At 63.6% G+C, this 15,966-nt stretch carries 13 protein-coding genes and 1 other RNA gene; 9 read left to right on the top strand and 5 right to left on the bottom strand.

Going from position 1 to position 15,966, the window contains the following annotated elements:
• Positions 1–82 precede the first annotated feature (82 nt).
• Complete coding sequence (locus EUU22_RS11190) at positions 83–1,327, top strand: SAM-dependent methyltransferase (RefSeq protein WP_129332077.1); 1,245 nt, start codon at positions 83–85, stop codon at positions 1,325–1,327.
• Positions 1,328–1,331: 4 nt separating this feature from the next.
• Here the strand turns inward: EUU22_RS11190 and EUU22_RS11185 are convergent, their stop codons facing one another.
• On the bottom strand, positions 1,332–1,970 hold the full coding sequence (locus tag EUU22_RS11185) for an FMN-binding negative transcriptional regulator (RefSeq protein WP_129332076.1): 639 nt from the start codon (positions 1,968–1,970) through the stop codon (positions 1,332–1,334).
• A 256-nt stretch (positions 1,971–2,226) separates the two neighbouring features.
• Between EUU22_RS11185 and EUU22_RS11180 the strand changes: the two genes are divergently transcribed.
• Together EUU22_RS11180 and EUU22_RS11175 are read left to right on the top strand one after the other, a co-directional pair.
• Entirely contained in the window at positions 2,227–4,233 is a 2,007-nt protein-coding gene (locus EUU22_RS11180; RefSeq protein ID WP_129332075.1) for a methyl-accepting chemotaxis protein, read from the top strand.
• A gap of 189 nt (positions 4,234–4,422) precedes the next feature.
• Entirely contained in the window at positions 4,423–5,052 is a 630-nt protein-coding gene (locus EUU22_RS11175) for a LysE family translocator (RefSeq protein WP_129332074.1), read from the top strand.
• A 10-nt stretch (positions 5,053–5,062) separates the two neighbouring features.
• Here the strand turns inward: EUU22_RS11175 and ssrS are convergent.
• The 3 genes from ssrS to EUU22_RS11160 form a co-directional block, all read right to left on the bottom strand.
• Positions 5,063–5,223, bottom strand: a non-coding RNA gene (gene ssrS, locus EUU22_RS11170) — 6S RNA.
• Positions 5,224–5,291: 68 nt separating this feature from the next.
• Positions 5,292–5,678, bottom strand: a complete 387-nt coding sequence (locus EUU22_RS11165) for a cell division protein ZapA (protein WP_129332073.1) — start codon at positions 5,676–5,678, stop codon at positions 5,292–5,294.
• A 38-nt stretch (positions 5,679–5,716) separates the two neighbouring features.
• Complete coding sequence (locus EUU22_RS11160) at positions 5,717–5,989, bottom strand: DUF4164 domain-containing protein (RefSeq protein ID WP_129332072.1); 273 nt, start codon at positions 5,987–5,989, stop codon at positions 5,717–5,719.
• A gap of 310 nt (positions 5,990–6,299) precedes the next feature.
• Between EUU22_RS11160 and tkt the strand changes: the two genes are divergently transcribed.
• From tkt to EUU22_RS11135, 5 genes are all read left to right on the top strand, one after another.
• Positions 6,300–8,282: a transketolase gene (gene tkt, locus EUU22_RS11155; RefSeq protein WP_129332071.1), complete on the top strand. Its 1,983-nt coding sequence runs from the start codon at positions 6,300–6,302 to the stop codon at positions 8,280–8,282.
• Positions 8,283–8,361: 79 nt separating this feature from the next.
• Entirely contained in the window at positions 8,362–9,372 is a 1,011-nt protein-coding gene (gene gap, locus EUU22_RS11150; RefSeq protein WP_129332070.1) for a type I glyceraldehyde-3-phosphate dehydrogenase, read from the top strand.
• Between the two features lie 272 nt (positions 9,373–9,644).
• Positions 9,645–11,453: a potassium/proton antiporter gene (locus EUU22_RS11145; RefSeq protein WP_129332069.1), complete on the top strand. Its 1,809-nt coding sequence runs from the start codon at positions 9,645–9,647 to the stop codon at positions 11,451–11,453.
• Between the two features lie 97 nt (positions 11,454–11,550).
• Positions 11,551–12,753, top strand: a complete 1,203-nt coding sequence (locus tag EUU22_RS11140; protein WP_129332068.1) for a phosphoglycerate kinase — start codon at positions 11,551–11,553, stop codon at positions 12,751–12,753.
• 303 nt (positions 12,754–13,056) lie between these two features.
• On the top strand, positions 13,057–13,953 hold the full coding sequence (locus tag EUU22_RS11135) for a fructose bisphosphate aldolase (protein ID WP_129332067.1): 897 nt from the start codon (positions 13,057–13,059) through the stop codon (positions 13,951–13,953).
• A gap of 67 nt (positions 13,954–14,020) precedes the next feature.
• On the opposite strand, the gene EUU22_RS11130 is transcribed toward EUU22_RS11135, so the two are convergent.
• On the bottom strand, positions 14,021–14,695 hold the full coding sequence (locus EUU22_RS11130; RefSeq protein WP_245485003.1) for an AAA family ATPase: 675 nt from the start codon (positions 14,693–14,695) through the stop codon (positions 14,021–14,023).
• A gap of 358 nt (positions 14,696–15,053) precedes the next feature.
• On the opposite strand from EUU22_RS11130, the gene EUU22_RS11125 reads away from it, so the two are divergent.
• Positions 15,054–15,965 (top strand): PhzF family phenazine biosynthesis protein, encoded by a 912-nt coding sequence (locus EUU22_RS11125; RefSeq protein ID WP_129332065.1) that lies wholly within the window; start codon positions 15,054–15,056, stop codon positions 15,963–15,965.
• Position 15,966: the final 1 nt, after the last annotated feature.

The raw sequence follows: 15,966 nt of genomic DNA, 5'->3' as shown, positions 1-15,966 counted from the left end.
CGGCGTCGCCGACAATTGCCACTCGCAACGGTTGAGGAATGCGCTAACATGCAGACCGTTCCGGCCAGCGCGCGAGGTCTGCATGTTCCTGCTTTCCCATATGCTGAAGTCATTCATCAAGACGGGCCGGCTGACGGTCATCGACGCCGAGGGCAAGCGGCACGTCTTCGGCGGATTGCAGGAGGGGCCGCAGGTGACGATGCGGCTCACCGATCCGAAGCTCTACCGCAGCCTCGTCTTCAAGGCGGAGCTCGTCGCCGGCGAAGCCTACATGGACGGCACCATGCGCTTCGAGGAAGGTTCGAGCCTGCGCGACTTCCTGATGCTCTTTTCGATCAACCGGCTGTCGCTCGGCTCCTATCCGATCCAGAAGGCGATCCGCGCGGTGCGGATGCGGTTCCGCAAGCGCGAGCAGTCGAACCGCAAGGGCCAGGCACAGCAGAACGTCGCCCATCACTACGACCTCGGCAACGACTTCTACAAGCTCTTCCTCGACGAGAACATGCTCTATTCCTGTGCCTATTTCCGCGAACCGGAGGAGACGCTGGAGCAAGCGCAGCGCAACAAGCTGCGGCTGCTCGCGGCAAAGCTCGACCTGAAACCCGGCATGAAGGTGCTCGACATCGGCTGCGGCTGGGGCGATCTCGCGCTCTACCTCGCACAGTTGGAGGACGTCGCGGTCGTCGGCGTGACGCTGTCGAAGGAGCAGCACGCGCTTGCGACCAAGAGGGCGGCCGATGCCGGCCTTGCGGGGCGCGTCCGCTTCGAACTGAAGGACTACCGCGACGTGACGGAGACGTTCGACCGAATCGTCTCGGTCGGCATGTTCGAGCATGTCGGCGTGCAGCACTACGACGAGTTCTTCAAGAAGCTGAACGCGCTGATGCCGGACGACGGCGTCGCCGTCATCCATTCGATCGGGCACATGAGCCCGCCCGGAACGACGAGCCCGTGGCTGCGCAAGTATATCTTCCCCGGCGGCTATTCCCCGGCCCTGTCGGAAGTGGTCTCCGTCACCGAGCGGAACAGCCTGTGGGTCACCGACATCGAGGTGTTGCGCGTGCATTACGCGACCACGCTCGCCCACTGGTGCCGGCGCTTCGAGGCCAATCGCGACAAGGTTGTCGCCATGTATGACGAGCGCTTCGCCCGCATGTGGGAATTCTATCTGATCAGCTGCGAGATGATGTTCCGCGCCGGCAGCCAGATGGTCTTCCACCTGCAGCTGTCACGGACCCGCGATGCGGTCCCCATCGTCCGCGATTACGTGACCGACCTGCAGCGCAGCTACATCGAGCGGGAGAAGCAACTGGATCTGCGGGTGTGACCGCTCAGAGGCCGCCCCATTCGCGCACCATGCCAGCCATAGCTCCGGCCGTTTCGCTGCCCTCCGCGTCGAGACCTTCGGCAACGCCGCGGCGATCGGCCTCGTTACGGTTCTGGCTGACCTTCCATTTGCCTTCGATGGCGGTGATCTGCACCTCGATGCCGACAATGCCCTTGAGCTGTGCGGTGATGAAGTCGTCGGGCGCATCGCCGACGGCCCACGGAATCATCCGCCTGCTCTCGTGGCCGTCGGTCAGCCGGTTCACCTGCGCGCGGAGCCACTGGCTGTCCTCGATCACCCGGACCGTGCCCCGCACCTGGACGATCGCATAATTCCAGGTGGGCACGACCTTGCCGGTCTCGCGCTTCGTCTCGTACCAGGCCGGGGTGATGTAGTGATCGGCGCCCTGGAAGACGATGAGAACCTCCGCGCCGGCGGCAAGGGCCCGCCATTGCGGATTGGCTCTCGCCATATGCGCCTGAAGCGTGCCCATCCCCAGATCCGTGTTCACCAGCCGAAAGGGTATCGGATTGGCGAGAAGCCCGCCTTCGCCGGACGAAATCAGCAGCCCGAGCGGATGGCTCCGGATAAGGGCATGCTGGACCTCGCGACGGTCCTCGCGATGATGCGGCGGCTGGTACATGGGCACTCTCCGGGGTGCAGACGGAACGGCCCAATTAGGCAGCAGCGCGATTGCGGGTCAAGACTGGTCCCGTTTGCAAAGCCGAGTCCCCGTACGCGAAACGAAAGGCCTCTCTGCCCTCTTGCTCAAGAAGGGGCTGTCGCACGCCGCCATCTTGGCATTCGTCAACTTCCATTTTCGATTTTCCCGGAAAACCAAGGGTTAACCCCAAGGCCGTAGAGTAATGCGAAAGCCAATGTCCAAGGGGCGCTTCTGCATGAAGATCTTTTCGCGTTTCGGCATAACGAAAACAATTACCGTGACGACGGTGATCATCCTAGTCGCGTCGCTCGGTGCGGTCTCCTGGGTCATCTCCGACAGCATCGAGAACCGCATCCAGGAACAGGCCATCGCCGGCCAGAACGCTAGCCTGCGGACGGCGGCCACCTTCATCGAACGCGATCTCCCCGGGACCAAGGTGACCTGGGGGAAGGACGGCAACGTCGCGCGGATCGAGATGGAGTCGATCCCGACGGAATTCACGGATCACACCATGATCGACACGATCGGCCGTATGACCGGCCAGACCGCGACGATCTTCGCCTGGGATCCGCAGAGCAAGGACTTCTGGCGCCGTACCACCAATATCATCAAGCCGGACGGAAACCGTGCCGTCGGTACGGCACTCGGCCAGAAAGGCGCCGTCTATCCCTTCGTGACAAAGGGGCAGGTCTATCGCGGCGAGGCCGTGATCCTGGAAACGCCGTACTACACCATCTATCAGCCGATCTTCTCGCCGAAAGGTGATGTGATCGGCATCCTCTATGCCGGCGTCCGCAAGGCCGAAATCAACAGCATCGCGGCCGAGATGATTTACGCGATCGGGATCACCGCACTGATCGTTCTGGCGATCGCCGCAACCCTCATCGCCCTGCTGGTCCGCCGTATCGTCGGCGCCCTGCCGCGTCTCACCACGGTCGCCGACAGTCTCGCCTCCGGGCATCTCGACACCGCAGTACCGGATCAGGATCTCAGAAACGAGATCGGTGCGCTCGCCCGCGCCATCAACATCTTCCGCGAAAGCGCGATCCAGAAGATCGAGATCGAACGCGAGGCGGCCGATACCGCAGCCCGCAGCGAGCGTGAACGCCAAGAGCGCGAACTGGCCAAGGTTGAAGACGCACGTGCCGTTCAGGACGCGGTCGAAGTTCTCGCCGGTTCTCTCCAGAAACTGAGCGACGGCGACCTGACGGTCCGCATCGAACGTTCCTTTGCCGGCAACCTTGACAAGCTCCGCGTCGATTTCAACAACTCGGTCGGAAAGCTCGCCGGTACCATGGCGGAACTGCGGGCCGAGACCGCTGGCATCGATGCGAGCTCCGCGGAGATGCGCTCCGCGACCGACGACCTGTCGAAGCGGACCGAACAGCAGGCGGCATCGCTCGAAGAGACCTCGGCCGCGCTAGAGGAGATCACCTCGACCGTCCGCGGTTCTTCCGCGAAGGCCGACGAAGCGGCAAACATGGCGATCAAGGCGCGCCAAAGCACGGAAAGCTCCAGCAAGGTCGTCTCCGATGCGATCGATGCCATGGGCCGCATCGAGCAGGCGTCGAGCGAAATATCCAAGATCATCAACGTCATCGACGAGATCGCATTCCAGACGAACCTGCTGGCGCTCAACGCCGGTGTCGAGGCGGCCCGTGCAGGTGAAGCCGGCAAGGGGTTTGCCGTCGTCGCGCAGGAGGTCCGCGAACTGGCTCAGCGCTCCGCCAACGCCGCGAAGGACATCAAGGTCCTGATCAACAAATCCGGAGAAGCGGTCGCGGGCGGCGTGTCGCTCGTGCAGCAGACGGGTGCGGCGCTCGGCGAGATCTCGAACCAGGTGGCGGTGATCAACGAGCACATCTCCGCGATCGCCTCCGCGTCTCGCGAGCAATCGACCGCGCTCAACGAGATCAACAGCTCCGTCAACCATATGGACCAGTTCACGCAGAAGAATGCGGCAATGGTCGAGGAGGCGACGGCCGTCACGCACCGTCTCGCCGACAGTGCGCGCGGTCTCGCCGGCCTTGTCTCGCAGTTCCGCATGAGCGACCGCGGCGTGAGCGCTCCGGCCTACCAGTCCGCGGAGCAGTTGCCGCGCGCCGCGTCCCCACGTCCGGCGTCCGCCCAGGCACGACCGGTCGCCTCTCCGGCGCGCAAGATGGTCGGAACCCTCGCCAAGGCTTTCGGCAGCAACAACACCGCTCCGGCGACATCGCAGGACAGTTGGGAGGAATTCTGACCGGCTCGGGCATCCACAAGCACAAAGCCGTCGCGAACGATCGCGGCGGCTGGTACATGGCACTCTCCCGGGCACGAACGAAACGGCCCAGTTAGGCAACAGGGCATTTGCGGGTCAATACCACTTCCTGTTGCGAAGGTGCAGTACGCCCGCTACAAACAGTTTCTCCTCTTTCGAACCGGTACGCCCATGTCCCTGCACACGATCCTGTGGTTCATTCCCGCCTGCTTCGCCCTCAACATGGCGTTCGGGCCGAACAATCTTCTCGCGCTCACCAACGGCATGCGCTGGGGCGTCGGCGTCGCGCTGGCCGCCTCCATGGCCCGCCTCGCCGCCTTCGCGATCATGATCGTCATCACGGCGGTCGGCCTCGGCGCACTGCTGATCGCCTCGGAGATCGCCTTCTCGGCCATCAAATGGGCGGGTGCCGCCTATCTGGTCTGGCTCGGCATCAAGATCCTGCGCGCCGGTGCGCCGCAGATCGAGCGCGCCGCGGAGATCAGGACCGCCCTTTCTATGAAGAAGCTCGCGCAACAGGAGTTCTGGGTGGCGATCGGCAATCCGAAGGCGATCCTGATCTTCACCGCCTTCTTCCCGCAGTTCCTCGACGCCGCGAACTACGCGCTGAGCTTCACGGTCCTCGGCGTCATCTTCCTCGTTTTGGAAGTGATCGCGATCACCCTCTATGCGATCGCCGGCCGACGGCTCGGCCGTTTCGCGAAGGGGAAGTCGTCTTTCGGCTGGGTGAACCGGGTGAGTGGCAGCATGATGATCGCCTTCGGGGCGATGCTCGCCCTCGCGCAGCGGCCGTCGATGTAAGAAAAGAGAAGTGCGATCCACGGCAACCGATGGAGTTTTTACGATCCTGGGCGCCTACAAAAGTAGGTGGGCGCCGTGTGTCCAAGCCCACGGGCCTGGCCAGGGACAGCTCCCTCTGGATCGAGTATGGCCCCAGGGATTGTGGTTTCCTGTCGTGAGGCGCAGACCGCGATCCCTGATATAGGGCCAAATGCCCCGCCGCGCCAGAGGTCACGTCGCCAAAAAAAAAGCTTCGGGGCTCAGCTTTCCTGCGCAGCAGTGCCCGAAGGGCGGGCCGTCAGTTTGCGGGTGATCGCATTCAGCCGCTCGGCGAGCTCGGCGATGGTCGCGGCGAGCAGTTCTTCCTTGCGCCGGTTGCCGGCGTCGGCCGTATCGCGGCCCTCGCGGAGCCCGGCGAGCTCGCGCTCCAGTTCGGCGATCTTGCGGTTCATTTCCGAAAGCTCGTCCATCACCATGATGCCGGCCATGACGGTGATCCGCAGATCGCCGATCTCGCCGAATTGCGACTTCAGATGCGAGACGTAGTTGTCGAACCGGGTCGCAAGCTCGACGAGATGCGCCTCCTGGCCCTCCTCGCAGGCCATGCGGTAGGCTTTCCCGTCGATCGTCACCGTTACCTGTGCCATACGCCCTTCCGCATATCGAGACCACGCACCCGCCGACGTCAGCGGTCGAGCACCGCCCGTATCGTTTCCATGGCCGTCACCAGCCGCCGCGAGACCTCGCGATTGACTTCCTCGAGCCGGTTGGCGCGAAATTCCGCCTGGTCGAGTTCCTGGGCGAGCCGCGCGCGGTCGGCGTGGACGCGCTTGACCTCGCTTTCGACCTCGGCATTCTCGCGCTCCGCCTCGAAGCGCATGTCGACGGCGTTCTCCAGGCCGGAAATCGCCTGTCGCAGGGCGCCGAGCGCCGCCTCAACCGTGTTGTCCGTCGACATTGCTTGTCCCGGCCTTCCGAAAAAAGTCCACCGAATCGGACACCGAAGCCCGCCATCGTGTTTCTTCGACAGTATTCGCTTGTATTGCCACCCGTCAATAAAACCGGAGAGGCGCGGATTTGCCTATCCTGTGGACGACGGCCGAACCCGCCCGTCGCGGCGTTCCGGCGAGGCGAAATCTAGGCGGATCGGAACCGCAAACCCAGCGGATTTGTTGACTCGCGCGCCTCACCTGCTATGGATCAGCCGCCTTCAGGCGGTCCGCGGCAGGTGCGGACATCCCCAGTGACTCGGAACAAGCGGAAAAACTATGATTTCTCCCGAAAAACACAACCGGATGGCAAATGCGATCCGATTTCTCGCCATGGACGCCGTCGAGAAGGCCAATTCCGGCCATCCCGGCATGCCGATGGGAACCGCCGATGTCGCGACCGTCCTTTTTACCCGCTTCCTGAAGTTCGATCCGAAGAACCCGCTCTGGCCCGACCGCGACCGCTTCGTGCTGTCCGCCGGCCACGGCTCCATGCTCCTCTACAGCCTCCTCTATCTCACCGGCTACGAGGACATGACGATCGAGGACATCAAGCAGTTCCGCCAGCTGGGCGCGAAGACCGCCGGCCATCCCGAATACGGCCACGCCTCCGGCATCGAGACGACGACCGGGCCGCTCGGCCAGGGGATTGCCAACGCCGTCGGCATGGTGATCGCCGAAAAGAAGCTCACCAACGAGTTCGGCGCCGAGCTGATGGATCACTACACCTATGTGATCGCCGGCGACGGCTGCCTCATGGAAGGCATCAGCCAGGAAGCGATCACGCTCGCCGGTCACCTGAAGCTCAACAAGCTGATCGTACTCTGGGACGACAACGGCATCTCGATCGACGGCGCGATTTCGCTTTCCGACTCGACCGACCAGCATGCGCGCTTCCGCGCCTCTGGCTGGAACACGCTCTCTGTCGACGGCCATGATCCGGAAGCGATCGCCGCCGCGATCGAGGAAGCCCGCAAGTCCGACAAGCCGACGATGATCGCCTGCAAGACGGTGATCGGCTACGGTGCGCCGAACAAGGCAGGCACCCACAAGGTCCACGGCTCGCCGCTCGGCGCCGACGAGATCGTCGCCGCCCGCAAGGAGCTCGGATGGGGCGAGGAAGCCTTCACCATTCCCGCCGACGTGCTCGACGCCTGGCGCCTGGCCGGCCTGCGCTCCACGAAGGCCCGCAAGGACTGGGAAGGACGCCTCGCAGCCGCCGACGCCGACAAGCGGGCGGAATTCACCCGGCGCTTCGCCGGCGACCTGCCGGGCAGTTTCGACGCGGCGATCGACGCCTACAAGAAGAAGCTCGCCGAAACGAAGCCGACGGTCGCGACCCGCAAGGCCTCCGAGGATGCGCTCGAAGTCATCAACGGCGTGCTTTCAGAAACGATCGGCGGCTCCGCCGACCTGACCGGCTCGAACAACACCAAGACCAGCCAGACGAAGTCGATCACGCCGACCGACTTCTCCGGCCGCTACATCCATTACGGCATCCGCGAGCACGGCATGGCCGCCGCCATGAACGGCATCGCGCTGCACGGTGGGCTGATCCCCTATTCCGGCGGCTTCCTGATCTTCTCGGACTATTGCCGTCCGTCGATCCGGCTTGCCGCGCTCATGGGCATCCGGGTCATCCACGTGCTGACCCACGATTCGATCGGCCTCGGTGAGGACGGCCCGACCCATCAGCCGGTCGAGCACATGGCCGCGCTGCGCGCCATTCCGAACCTCTTGATGTTCCGTCCGGCGGACGCGACCGAAACGGCGGAATGCTGGCAGATCGCGCTCGAGCAGAAGCACCGCCCCTCGGGTCTCGCGCTGACGCGCCAGAACCTCGTCGCGGCACGCACCGAATATGAAGAGAAGAACCTCTGCGCCAGCGGCGCCTACGAACTCGTCTCGGCAAGCGACGCGAAGGTCTCGATCTTCGCCTCCGGCTCGGAAGTCGAGATCGCGCTGAAGGCACAGGCCGAGCTCACCGGCAAGGGTATTCCCGCCCGCGTCGTCTCGGTCCCCTGCTTCGAGCTCTTCGCCGAACAGCCGGAAGCCTACCGTCAGGCGATCATCGGCAATGCACCGGTGAAGATCGGTGTCGAAGCCGGCATCCGCCAGGGCTGGGACAGCGTCATCGGCTCCGACGGCATTTTCGTCGGCATGTCCTCCTTCGGCGCCTCCGGCCCCTACAAGGAGCTCTACAAGCACTTCGGCATCACTGCCGAGGCCGTGGTTGCCGCCGCCGAAGCAAAGCTTGGCTAACGTCAAATTGTCGCAGGGCGATTGCCAACGCCCTGCGATCCATTAGTTTCGAATTCTTTTCTACAGGGGAGTGAACGCCATGACTCTTAAAGTTGCCATCAACGGCTTCGGCCGCATCGGCCGCAACGTGCTGCGCGCCATCGTCGAGTCCGGTCGCACGGACATCGAAGTGGTCGCGATCAACGACCTCGGCCCGGTCGAAACCAACGCCCACCTTCTGCGCTACGACTCGATCCACGGCAAGTTCCCGGCCGAGGTGAAGGTCGAAGGCGACACGATCATCGTCGGCGGAGGCAAGCCGATCAAGGTCACGGCGATCAAGGATCCGGCAACCCTGCCGCATGGCGAACTCGGCGTCGACATCGCCATGGAATGCACCGGCATCTTCACCGCGCGCGACAAGGCCGCCCTGCATCTCCAGGCCGGCGCCAAGCGCGTCATCGTCTCGGCTCCCGCGGATGGTGCCGACCTGACCGTCGTCTTCGGCGTCAACCACGACAAGCTGACCAAGGATCACCTGGTCATCTCCAACGCGTCCTGCACCACCAACTGCCTGGTGCCGGTCGTCAAGACGCTCGACGACGCCGTCGGCATCGACCATGGCTTCATGACCACGATCCATTCCTATACCGGCGACCAGCCGACGCTCGACACCATGCACAAGGACCTGTACCGCGCCCGTGCCGCAGCGCTCTCCATGATCCCGACCTCGACCGGCGCCGCAAAGGCCGTCGGCCTGGTCCTGCCGCACCTCAAGGGCAAGCTGGACGGCACCTCGATCCGCGTGCCGACCCCGAACGTCTCGGTCGTCGACTTCAAGTTCGTCGCCAAGAAGAACACCACCGCCCAGGAAATCAACGAGGCCATCAAGGCTGCTTCGAACGGCGCCCTGAAGGGCATTCTCGGCTACACCGAGGAACCGCTGGTCTCGCGCGACTTCAACCACGACAGCCACTCCTCGATCTTCGCGATCGACCAGACCAAGGTGCTCGAAGGCAATTTCGTCCGTATCCTCACCTGGTACGACAACGAATGGGGCTTCTCGAACCGCATGTCCGACACGGCAGTCGCGCTCGGCAAGCTCATCTGAGCGATCGACCCAACGATTGTCCTCGAAGAGGCGGGCCGGGATACCGGTCCGCCTTTCATTTTTCCCGCTCCCGCCCTACTCTGATCACGATTGCGGGCGACAAGTACGACTCTCGTCTTTCGGCAGTCCTGCCAGATCGTTCCCAGCCCTACACCGACCCCTACACCGGGGCGGAAAGCGTTGCCGACACTTTCGTGCTGCGCCTGCGGGGCCGGTATGATTCGGCAGGAGCGGGACGACACGATGCGGGCGGCAACGAGGGGGATGAGCAGGTGGACGAATTCTATGCGATGACGCTGGTGGGCACGGCGCTGGTCCTCCTCGCGGCGTTTTCGAGCCTGCTCGCCTTCCGCTTCGGCGCACCCCTCCTCCTGCTCTTCCTGCTGATCGGCCTCGTGACCGGCGTCGACGGTCTCGGAATCGACTTTTCCAACAATTCGCTCGCCTATGCGCTCGGCTCCGTGGCGCTCGCGATCATTCTGTTCGATTCCGGCTACGGCACCTCGCTGCAGTCGTTCCGGCTGTCGGCGACGCCGGCGCTGATGCTGTCGACGGTGGGGGTGCTGCTGACCGCCAGCCTCTTCGGCGCGCTCGCGCACCTGCTGCTCGACCTCTCCTTCCTCGAAGGAGCCCTCCTCGGCTCGATCGTCGCCTCCACCGACGCGGCGGCGGTGTTCTTCCTGCTGCGCATCGGCGGCATCAACATCCGCGACCGGGTGCGCTCGACACTGGAAGTCGAGTCCGGCACCAACGATCCGATGGCGATCTTCCTCACCATGGCGCTGGTTCAGCTGCTGTCGACCGGCAAGGGCTATTCCGGCTTCGACATGGCGCTCTTGCGCCTCTTCGTCGAGCAGATGGGGCTCGGGCTCGCGCTCGGTTTGATCGGCGGCGCGGTCATCGTCTTCGTACTCAAGCGGATTTCCGTCGAGCGGGGGCTCGCACCGATCTTCATGCTGACGATGGCCCTCCTCGTCTTTTCCTATACCGGCGCGGTCGGCGGCAGCGGCTTCCTCGCCGTCTATGTGGCCGGCATCTATGCCGGCAGCCAGAAGATCCCCGCCCGCGGCTCGATCACCCGCTTCCAGGACGGCATGACCTGGCTCGCCCAGATCGTCATGTTCCTCGTGCTCGGCCTGCTCGCCACCCCCTCGCAGTTTCCGCAGATCCTCCTGCCGGCGGTCATCCTCGGCCTGTTCCTCGTCTTCGTGGCTCGTCCGCTGGCGGTGTGGCTCTGCCTGCTCCCGTTCGACTACACCCAGCGCGAAACCGGCTTCATCGCCTGGGTCGGCCTGCGTGGCGCGGTCTCGATCCTGCTTGCAATCCTTCCGATCCTCGGTGGACTGGAAGGCGGGCAGATCTATTTCAACACCGCCTTCATCGTCGTCATGATCTCGCTGCTGTTGCAGGGCTGGACGATCAAACCCGTCGCCCGCAAGCTCGGCCTCATCATCCCGCCGCGCATCGGCGCGATCGACAAGCTGGAGCTCGACCTGCCGGGCGCCGCCCACCACGAACTGCTCGCCTACCGCGTCGTCGCCGACAGCCCGGTGCTGCGCGGCGAACGCATTCCCCGCTGGGCGATGCCGTCGCTCGTCATCCGCGACGGCAAGTCGATGCGCTACCAGTATGCCGGCCGGCTCAAGGAACACGACCAGGTCTATCTGTTCATCGCGCCGGGCTATTCCCGCCTGCTCGACCGCCTGTTCGCCAGCAAGGCGCCGGTGGACGAGAACGACAGCGAGTTCTTCGGCATGTTCGCGATCGCGCCCTCGACCCGCGTCGACAATCTCGACCAGGCCTACGGACCATTGCTCGTGAACGAGGCGGAGCGCGCAATCACCGTCGCCGAGCTGATCGAGCAGCGCCTCGGCGGAAAGGCGGACTATGCCGATCGCGTCCGTCTCGGCACGATCGTCCTCATCGTCCGCGATATCGACGAGACGGGACATATTGCCTCGGTCGGCGTGTCGCTCGAACCGGTGGCACCGGCTACCAACCTGCCGATCTTCCTCAATCTTCGGGAGATTGCCCACGCGCTGCGCGACTATCTGCGCAAGGTCCGCAAGGCGGCCGAGTGAATTTTGCCCCGCCCTCGCCTTGCGTCACGGGGCAGGCGTAGTAATGTCCGGCCCTCACGTTTTAGAACCCAAAGAGACTGGAGGGACGAGTATCACCATGGCGGCTTTCAAGACACTCGACGATCTGACCGACATCGCCGGCAAGCGCGTACTGGTCCGTGTGGACCTCAACGTTCCGGTGACCGACGGCAAGGTCAGCGACACCACCCGCATCGAGCGCGTGGCGCCCACCATTCGCGAGCTTTCGCAGAAGGGTGCGAAGGTCATCCTGCTCGCCCATTTCGGCCGGCCGAAGGGCGAACCGGTCGCCGACATGTCGCTCTCGCTGATCGCACCGGCGGTCGAGGAAGTGCTGGACCAGCGCGTCGCCTTCGCCTCCGACTGCATCGGCGCGCCCGCGGCTGACGCCATCGCAAAGATGAACAACGGTGACATCCTGCTCCTCGAAAACACCCGCTTCCACAAGGGCGAGGAAAAGAACACGCCGGAATTCGTAGCCGAGCTCGCCAAGAACGGCGACATCTACGTCAACGACGCCTTCTCCGCCGCCCATCGCGCCCACGCCTCGACGGAGGGCCTCGCCCACCATCTGCCCGCCTATGCCGGCCGCACCATGCAGGCCGAGCTGGAGGCACTCGAGAAGGGTCTCGGCAATCCGGCACGTCCGGTGGTGGCGATCGTCGGCGGCGCCAAGGTCTCGACCAAGATCGACCTCCTGATGAACCTGGTGAAGAAGGTCGATGCGCTGGTCATCGGCGGCGGCATGGCCAATACCTTCCTCGCGGCCAACGGCACCAATGTCGGCAAGTCGCTCTGCGAGCACGACCTCGCCGACACCGCAAAGCAGATCATGCTCGAAGCCGCGACCGCCGGCTGCGCGATCGTCCTTCCCTCGGACGGCGTGGTCGCCCGCGAGTTCAAGGCCGGTGCCGACAACGAGACTGTCGACATCAACGCGATCCCCGCCGACGCCATGGTTCTCGACGTCGGGCCGAAATCGGTCGAAGCAGTCAATGCCTGGATCGGCCGTGCAGCAACGCTTGTCTGGAACGGCCCGCTCGGCGCCTTCGAGATCGCGCCCTTCGACAAGGCGACGGTCGCCGCCGCCCGCCATGCGGCCGACTGCACCCGGGAAGGCCAGCTGGTCTCGGTCGCCGGCGGCGGCGACACCGTCTCGGCGCTGAACCATGCCGGCGTCGCCGACGACTTCACCTATGTCTCGACGGCCGGCGGCGCCTTCCTCGAATGGATGGAAGGCAAGGAACTGCCGGGCGTCGCAGTCCTGTCCAGGACGGCCTGAGCGCCCTAGATGCCACGAGGCGGCGCGGATCGTCCGCATTCCGCGCCGCCGTCGCACCCGGTTCAAAGATTTCAGCTATTTTAAACGATTGAAATAATTTCAATCGTTTCAATCAATTAGACCGGGATTTGCCTTTGGGAAAACTTCTGTTATCGGCCAGTTGCACCCCGGAAGGAAGGCGAAATAGCCGAACATCCAAGCGATATCGATCCGGGCAATGATCAATTCGGCGTAGCCGATTGGTCGTAACATCAACGAACTACGTGTGCGCGTATCGCGCCATCGTAGGGATAGGAGTGAGATATGGTAGACGCGAAGATGTTGAACAAGATCACCTCTGCACCCGGCTTCATTGCGGCGCTGGATCAAAGCGGTGGTTCAACACCCAAAGCGTTGAGCCTTTACGGCATTTCCGAGTCCGAGTACCAGGGCGACGAGGAAATGTTCCGCCTGATGCATGCCATGCGCGTCCGCATCATGAGCGCGCCCGCCTTTACCGGCGACAAGGTCATCGGCGCCATCCTGTTCGAGCGGACCATGGACGGCGACGTCGGCGGTCAGCCTGTTCCGTCCTATCTGTGGGAAAAGCGCGGCGTCGTGCCCTTCCTCAAGGTCGACAAGGGCCTCGAAGCCGAACAGAACGGCGTTCAGATGATGAAGGCCATGCCCGATCTCGACGCCCTCCTCATCCGCGGTCGCGAAAAGGGCATGTTCGGCACCAAGATGCGCTCGGTGATCGCTCAGGCCGACAAGGCCGGGATTGCCGCCGTCGTGAAGCAGCAGTTCGAGGTCGCACGCCAGATCATCGGCCAGGGACTTGTCCCGATCGTCGAGCCCGAAGTCTCGATCAAGAGCCCGACCAAGGTCGAGGCCGAAGCCATTCTTCGCGACGAGATCGCGGCGCAGCTCGACAAGCTTCCGGCGGGCGAAGCCGTCATGCTGAAGCTGACGATCCCGACGGTCGCCGATTTCTACGCGCCTCTGGTCGCCCACAAGTCGGTCGTCCGCGTCGTCGCCCTTTCCGGCGGCTACACCACGGCGGACGCCTGCGAAAAGCTCAGCCACAACCACGGCATGATCGCGAGCTTCTCGCGCGCGCTGACGGAAAAGCTGCGCGTCTCGATGAGCGACGCGGAGTTCGACGCGAGCCTCACCGAAACGATCGATCAGATCTACAACGCGAGCGTCAACAAGGCCTGATACGGCCCCGCCTCTTTGTCACGATGACACGAAAGCCCGGCACGTTGCCGGGCTTTTTCGCCGCACGCTAGTCATCGAGATAACGCTCAGGCGCTGCCAGGAACCGTTTCAAAAGGCGAACGCTTGTCAGTTCCTCATAGCGCTTTTGCACAATGCCGTCGTCATTGAACTCGTAAATCGTTGCCTCCGGCAGTCCGAGCAGCACCGGCGAATGTGTGGCTACAATAAACTGTCCTCCTGCCCTACTCGCGCCTCGCAGCATTTGCGCCAGACGGATCTGATTGACGGGAGACAGCGGAGCCTCAGGCTCGTCCAGGAAGTAAAGGCCGCCGCCGTGCAGCCTCTCACCCAGAATATGGAGGAAGCGCTCTCCATGAGACCGTCCGTCGAGTTCATTTCCTCGGATGATCGATCGCTTCACCTCATCGTAGTCCGGTAGGTCAGCGCGTTCTTGCTTCTCCATTTCGTAGCGGAAGTCCTCCAGTCTCTCCTCGTTCAAGGAGCGGATATGACCCAACACGTCTTCCGACCGTAGGAACATCCTGATCCGAGATGCGCGTCGGCGAGAGAAGTAGAACGTACCGGCGAGCTCCAGAGCGTGCGAAAGGTAAGGATCATCGACCACCCGCCCCGATGCACCAATCGCGTAAGCGTCCATGCCGGCGGCAAGAGCCTCCAGAAGGGTGGACTTGCCGGTCGCATTTTCACCGGCGAGGAAAGTGATCGGCGTATGAAACGTCAATCGATCGAGTCTCATCAAACTCGGAACCGAGAAAGGATAGTACTCTGGGCGTGGACGATCTTCGCGCCGAGAGATGGAATCAAGGTACAACATGCTTCCATATTGCAAGTTGCGTGAGCATATGACAATCTGAAGTTGCTCAGAGCCCACGTAATTCGCCCCGTGAGCACGGCATACATAGAAGGGTGTGCGCCTTCCCCCATCGAGCCCCGTTGAACAGCCTCGCCGCCAACGGCATCTGATCCTCGGAAACGCCGCCTGACGCTCGCCTCTTTGTCACAATGACACGAAAGCCCGGCACGTTGCCGGGCCTTTTCGTTATACATACGACCGGGATCGCAATCAGGGAGTGCCAGGCATGCGGGAATGTCCGTTCGTCACCGTCGACGTCTTCACCGAGCACCGCTTTCGCGGCAATCCGCTCGCCGTCGTTCTCGACGGCAGCGGGCTGACGGCGGAGGAGATGCAGCGCATCGCCGCCGAGTTCGGTTATTCCGAGACGACCTTCCTGCTGCCGGCGGACGACATCGGCAATACTGCGCGGGTGCGAATCTTCACGCCGACCACCGAGGTTCCCTTCGCCGGCCATCCGAATGTAGGCACCGCCTTCGTCGTCGGGCGGCTGGCCCGGATCTTCGGCCAGTCCGTCGGAGAGGCGCTGCGCTTCGAGGAAAAGGCGGGCCTCGTCACCGTTACGCTCCGCCGGTCCGGCGACACCGTGCGCGGGGCGACGATCCGGGCACCACAGCCGCTTTCGCTCGGCGCCCAGGTTCCGGTGCCGCTTCTCGCCCGCGCCGCAAGCCTCTCCCCGCGCGACGTCGTCGCCGACCACCACGTCCCCCTGTTCGCCTCGGTCGGTCTCAAATTCATCGTCGCGGAACTTTCCGATCTCGATGCGCTGGGCAGCGCCAAGCCGAACGTCGAGACGCTGGAAGAAATGTCCGCCACCTTCGCCGCGGAGGAGAGCGATTGCCCGCTCTTCCTCTACACCCGTCTCGGCGGCGGACATATCCGCGCACGCATGTTCGCGCCGCTCGACAACGTTCCGGAAGACCCGGCGACGGGCAGCGCGTCGGCCGCCCTCGGTGCGCTCCTGACCTCCCTGGAGCCGGCGCCGCACGGTCATTTCAGCTATCTCGTGGAACAGGGCGTGGAGATGGGACGCGCAAGCCATATCCATGTCGCGGTGGAAAAGCGCGACGGCCATGTCCACACCGTCGACATCTCCGGCGACTGCGTCGAGGTGATGCGCGGCACCATCTCGCTCTGAG

This window comes from Ciceribacter ferrooxidans (assembly GCF_004137355.1).
Classification (GTDB): Bacteria; Pseudomonadota; Alphaproteobacteria; order Rhizobiales; family Rhizobiaceae; genus Allorhizobium; species Allorhizobium ferrooxidans.
The sequence above is the reverse complement of the archived record's forward strand: the minus strand, read 5'-3'. Positions and strand labels throughout refer to the sequence as shown.

Coding starts and splice junctions, on each gene's coding strand:
- EUU22_RS11190 (WP_129332077.1), top strand. CDS start 83: ATGTTCCTGCTTTCCCATATGCTGAAGTCATTCATCAAGACGGGCCGG.
- EUU22_RS11185 (WP_129332076.1), bottom strand. CDS start 1,970: ATGTACCAGCCGCCGCATCATCGCGAGGACCGTCGCGAGGTCCAGCAT.
- EUU22_RS11180 (WP_129332075.1), top strand. CDS start 2,227: ATGAAGATCTTTTCGCGTTTCGGCATAACGAAAACAATTACCGTGACG.
- EUU22_RS11175 (WP_129332074.1), top strand. CDS start 4,423: ATGTCCCTGCACACGATCCTGTGGTTCATTCCCGCCTGCTTCGCCCTC.
- EUU22_RS11165 (WP_129332073.1), bottom strand. CDS start 5,678: ATGGCACAGGTAACGGTGACGATCGACGGGAAAGCCTACCGCATGGCC.
- EUU22_RS11160 (WP_129332072.1), bottom strand. CDS start 5,989: ATGTCGACGGACAACACGGTTGAGGCGGCGCTCGGCGCCCTGCGACAG.
- tkt (WP_129332071.1), top strand. CDS start 6,300: ATGATTTCTCCCGAAAAACACAACCGGATGGCAAATGCGATCCGATTT.
- gap (WP_129332070.1), top strand. CDS start 8,362: ATGACTCTTAAAGTTGCCATCAACGGCTTCGGCCGCATCGGCCGCAAC.
- EUU22_RS11140 (WP_129332068.1), top strand. CDS start 11,551: ATGGCGGCTTTCAAGACACTCGACGATCTGACCGACATCGCCGGCAAG.
- EUU22_RS11135 (WP_129332067.1), top strand. CDS start 13,057: ATGGTAGACGCGAAGATGTTGAACAAGATCACCTCTGCACCCGGCTTC.
- EUU22_RS11125 (WP_129332065.1), top strand. CDS start 15,054: ATGCGGGAATGTCCGTTCGTCACCGTCGACGTCTTCACCGAGCACCGC.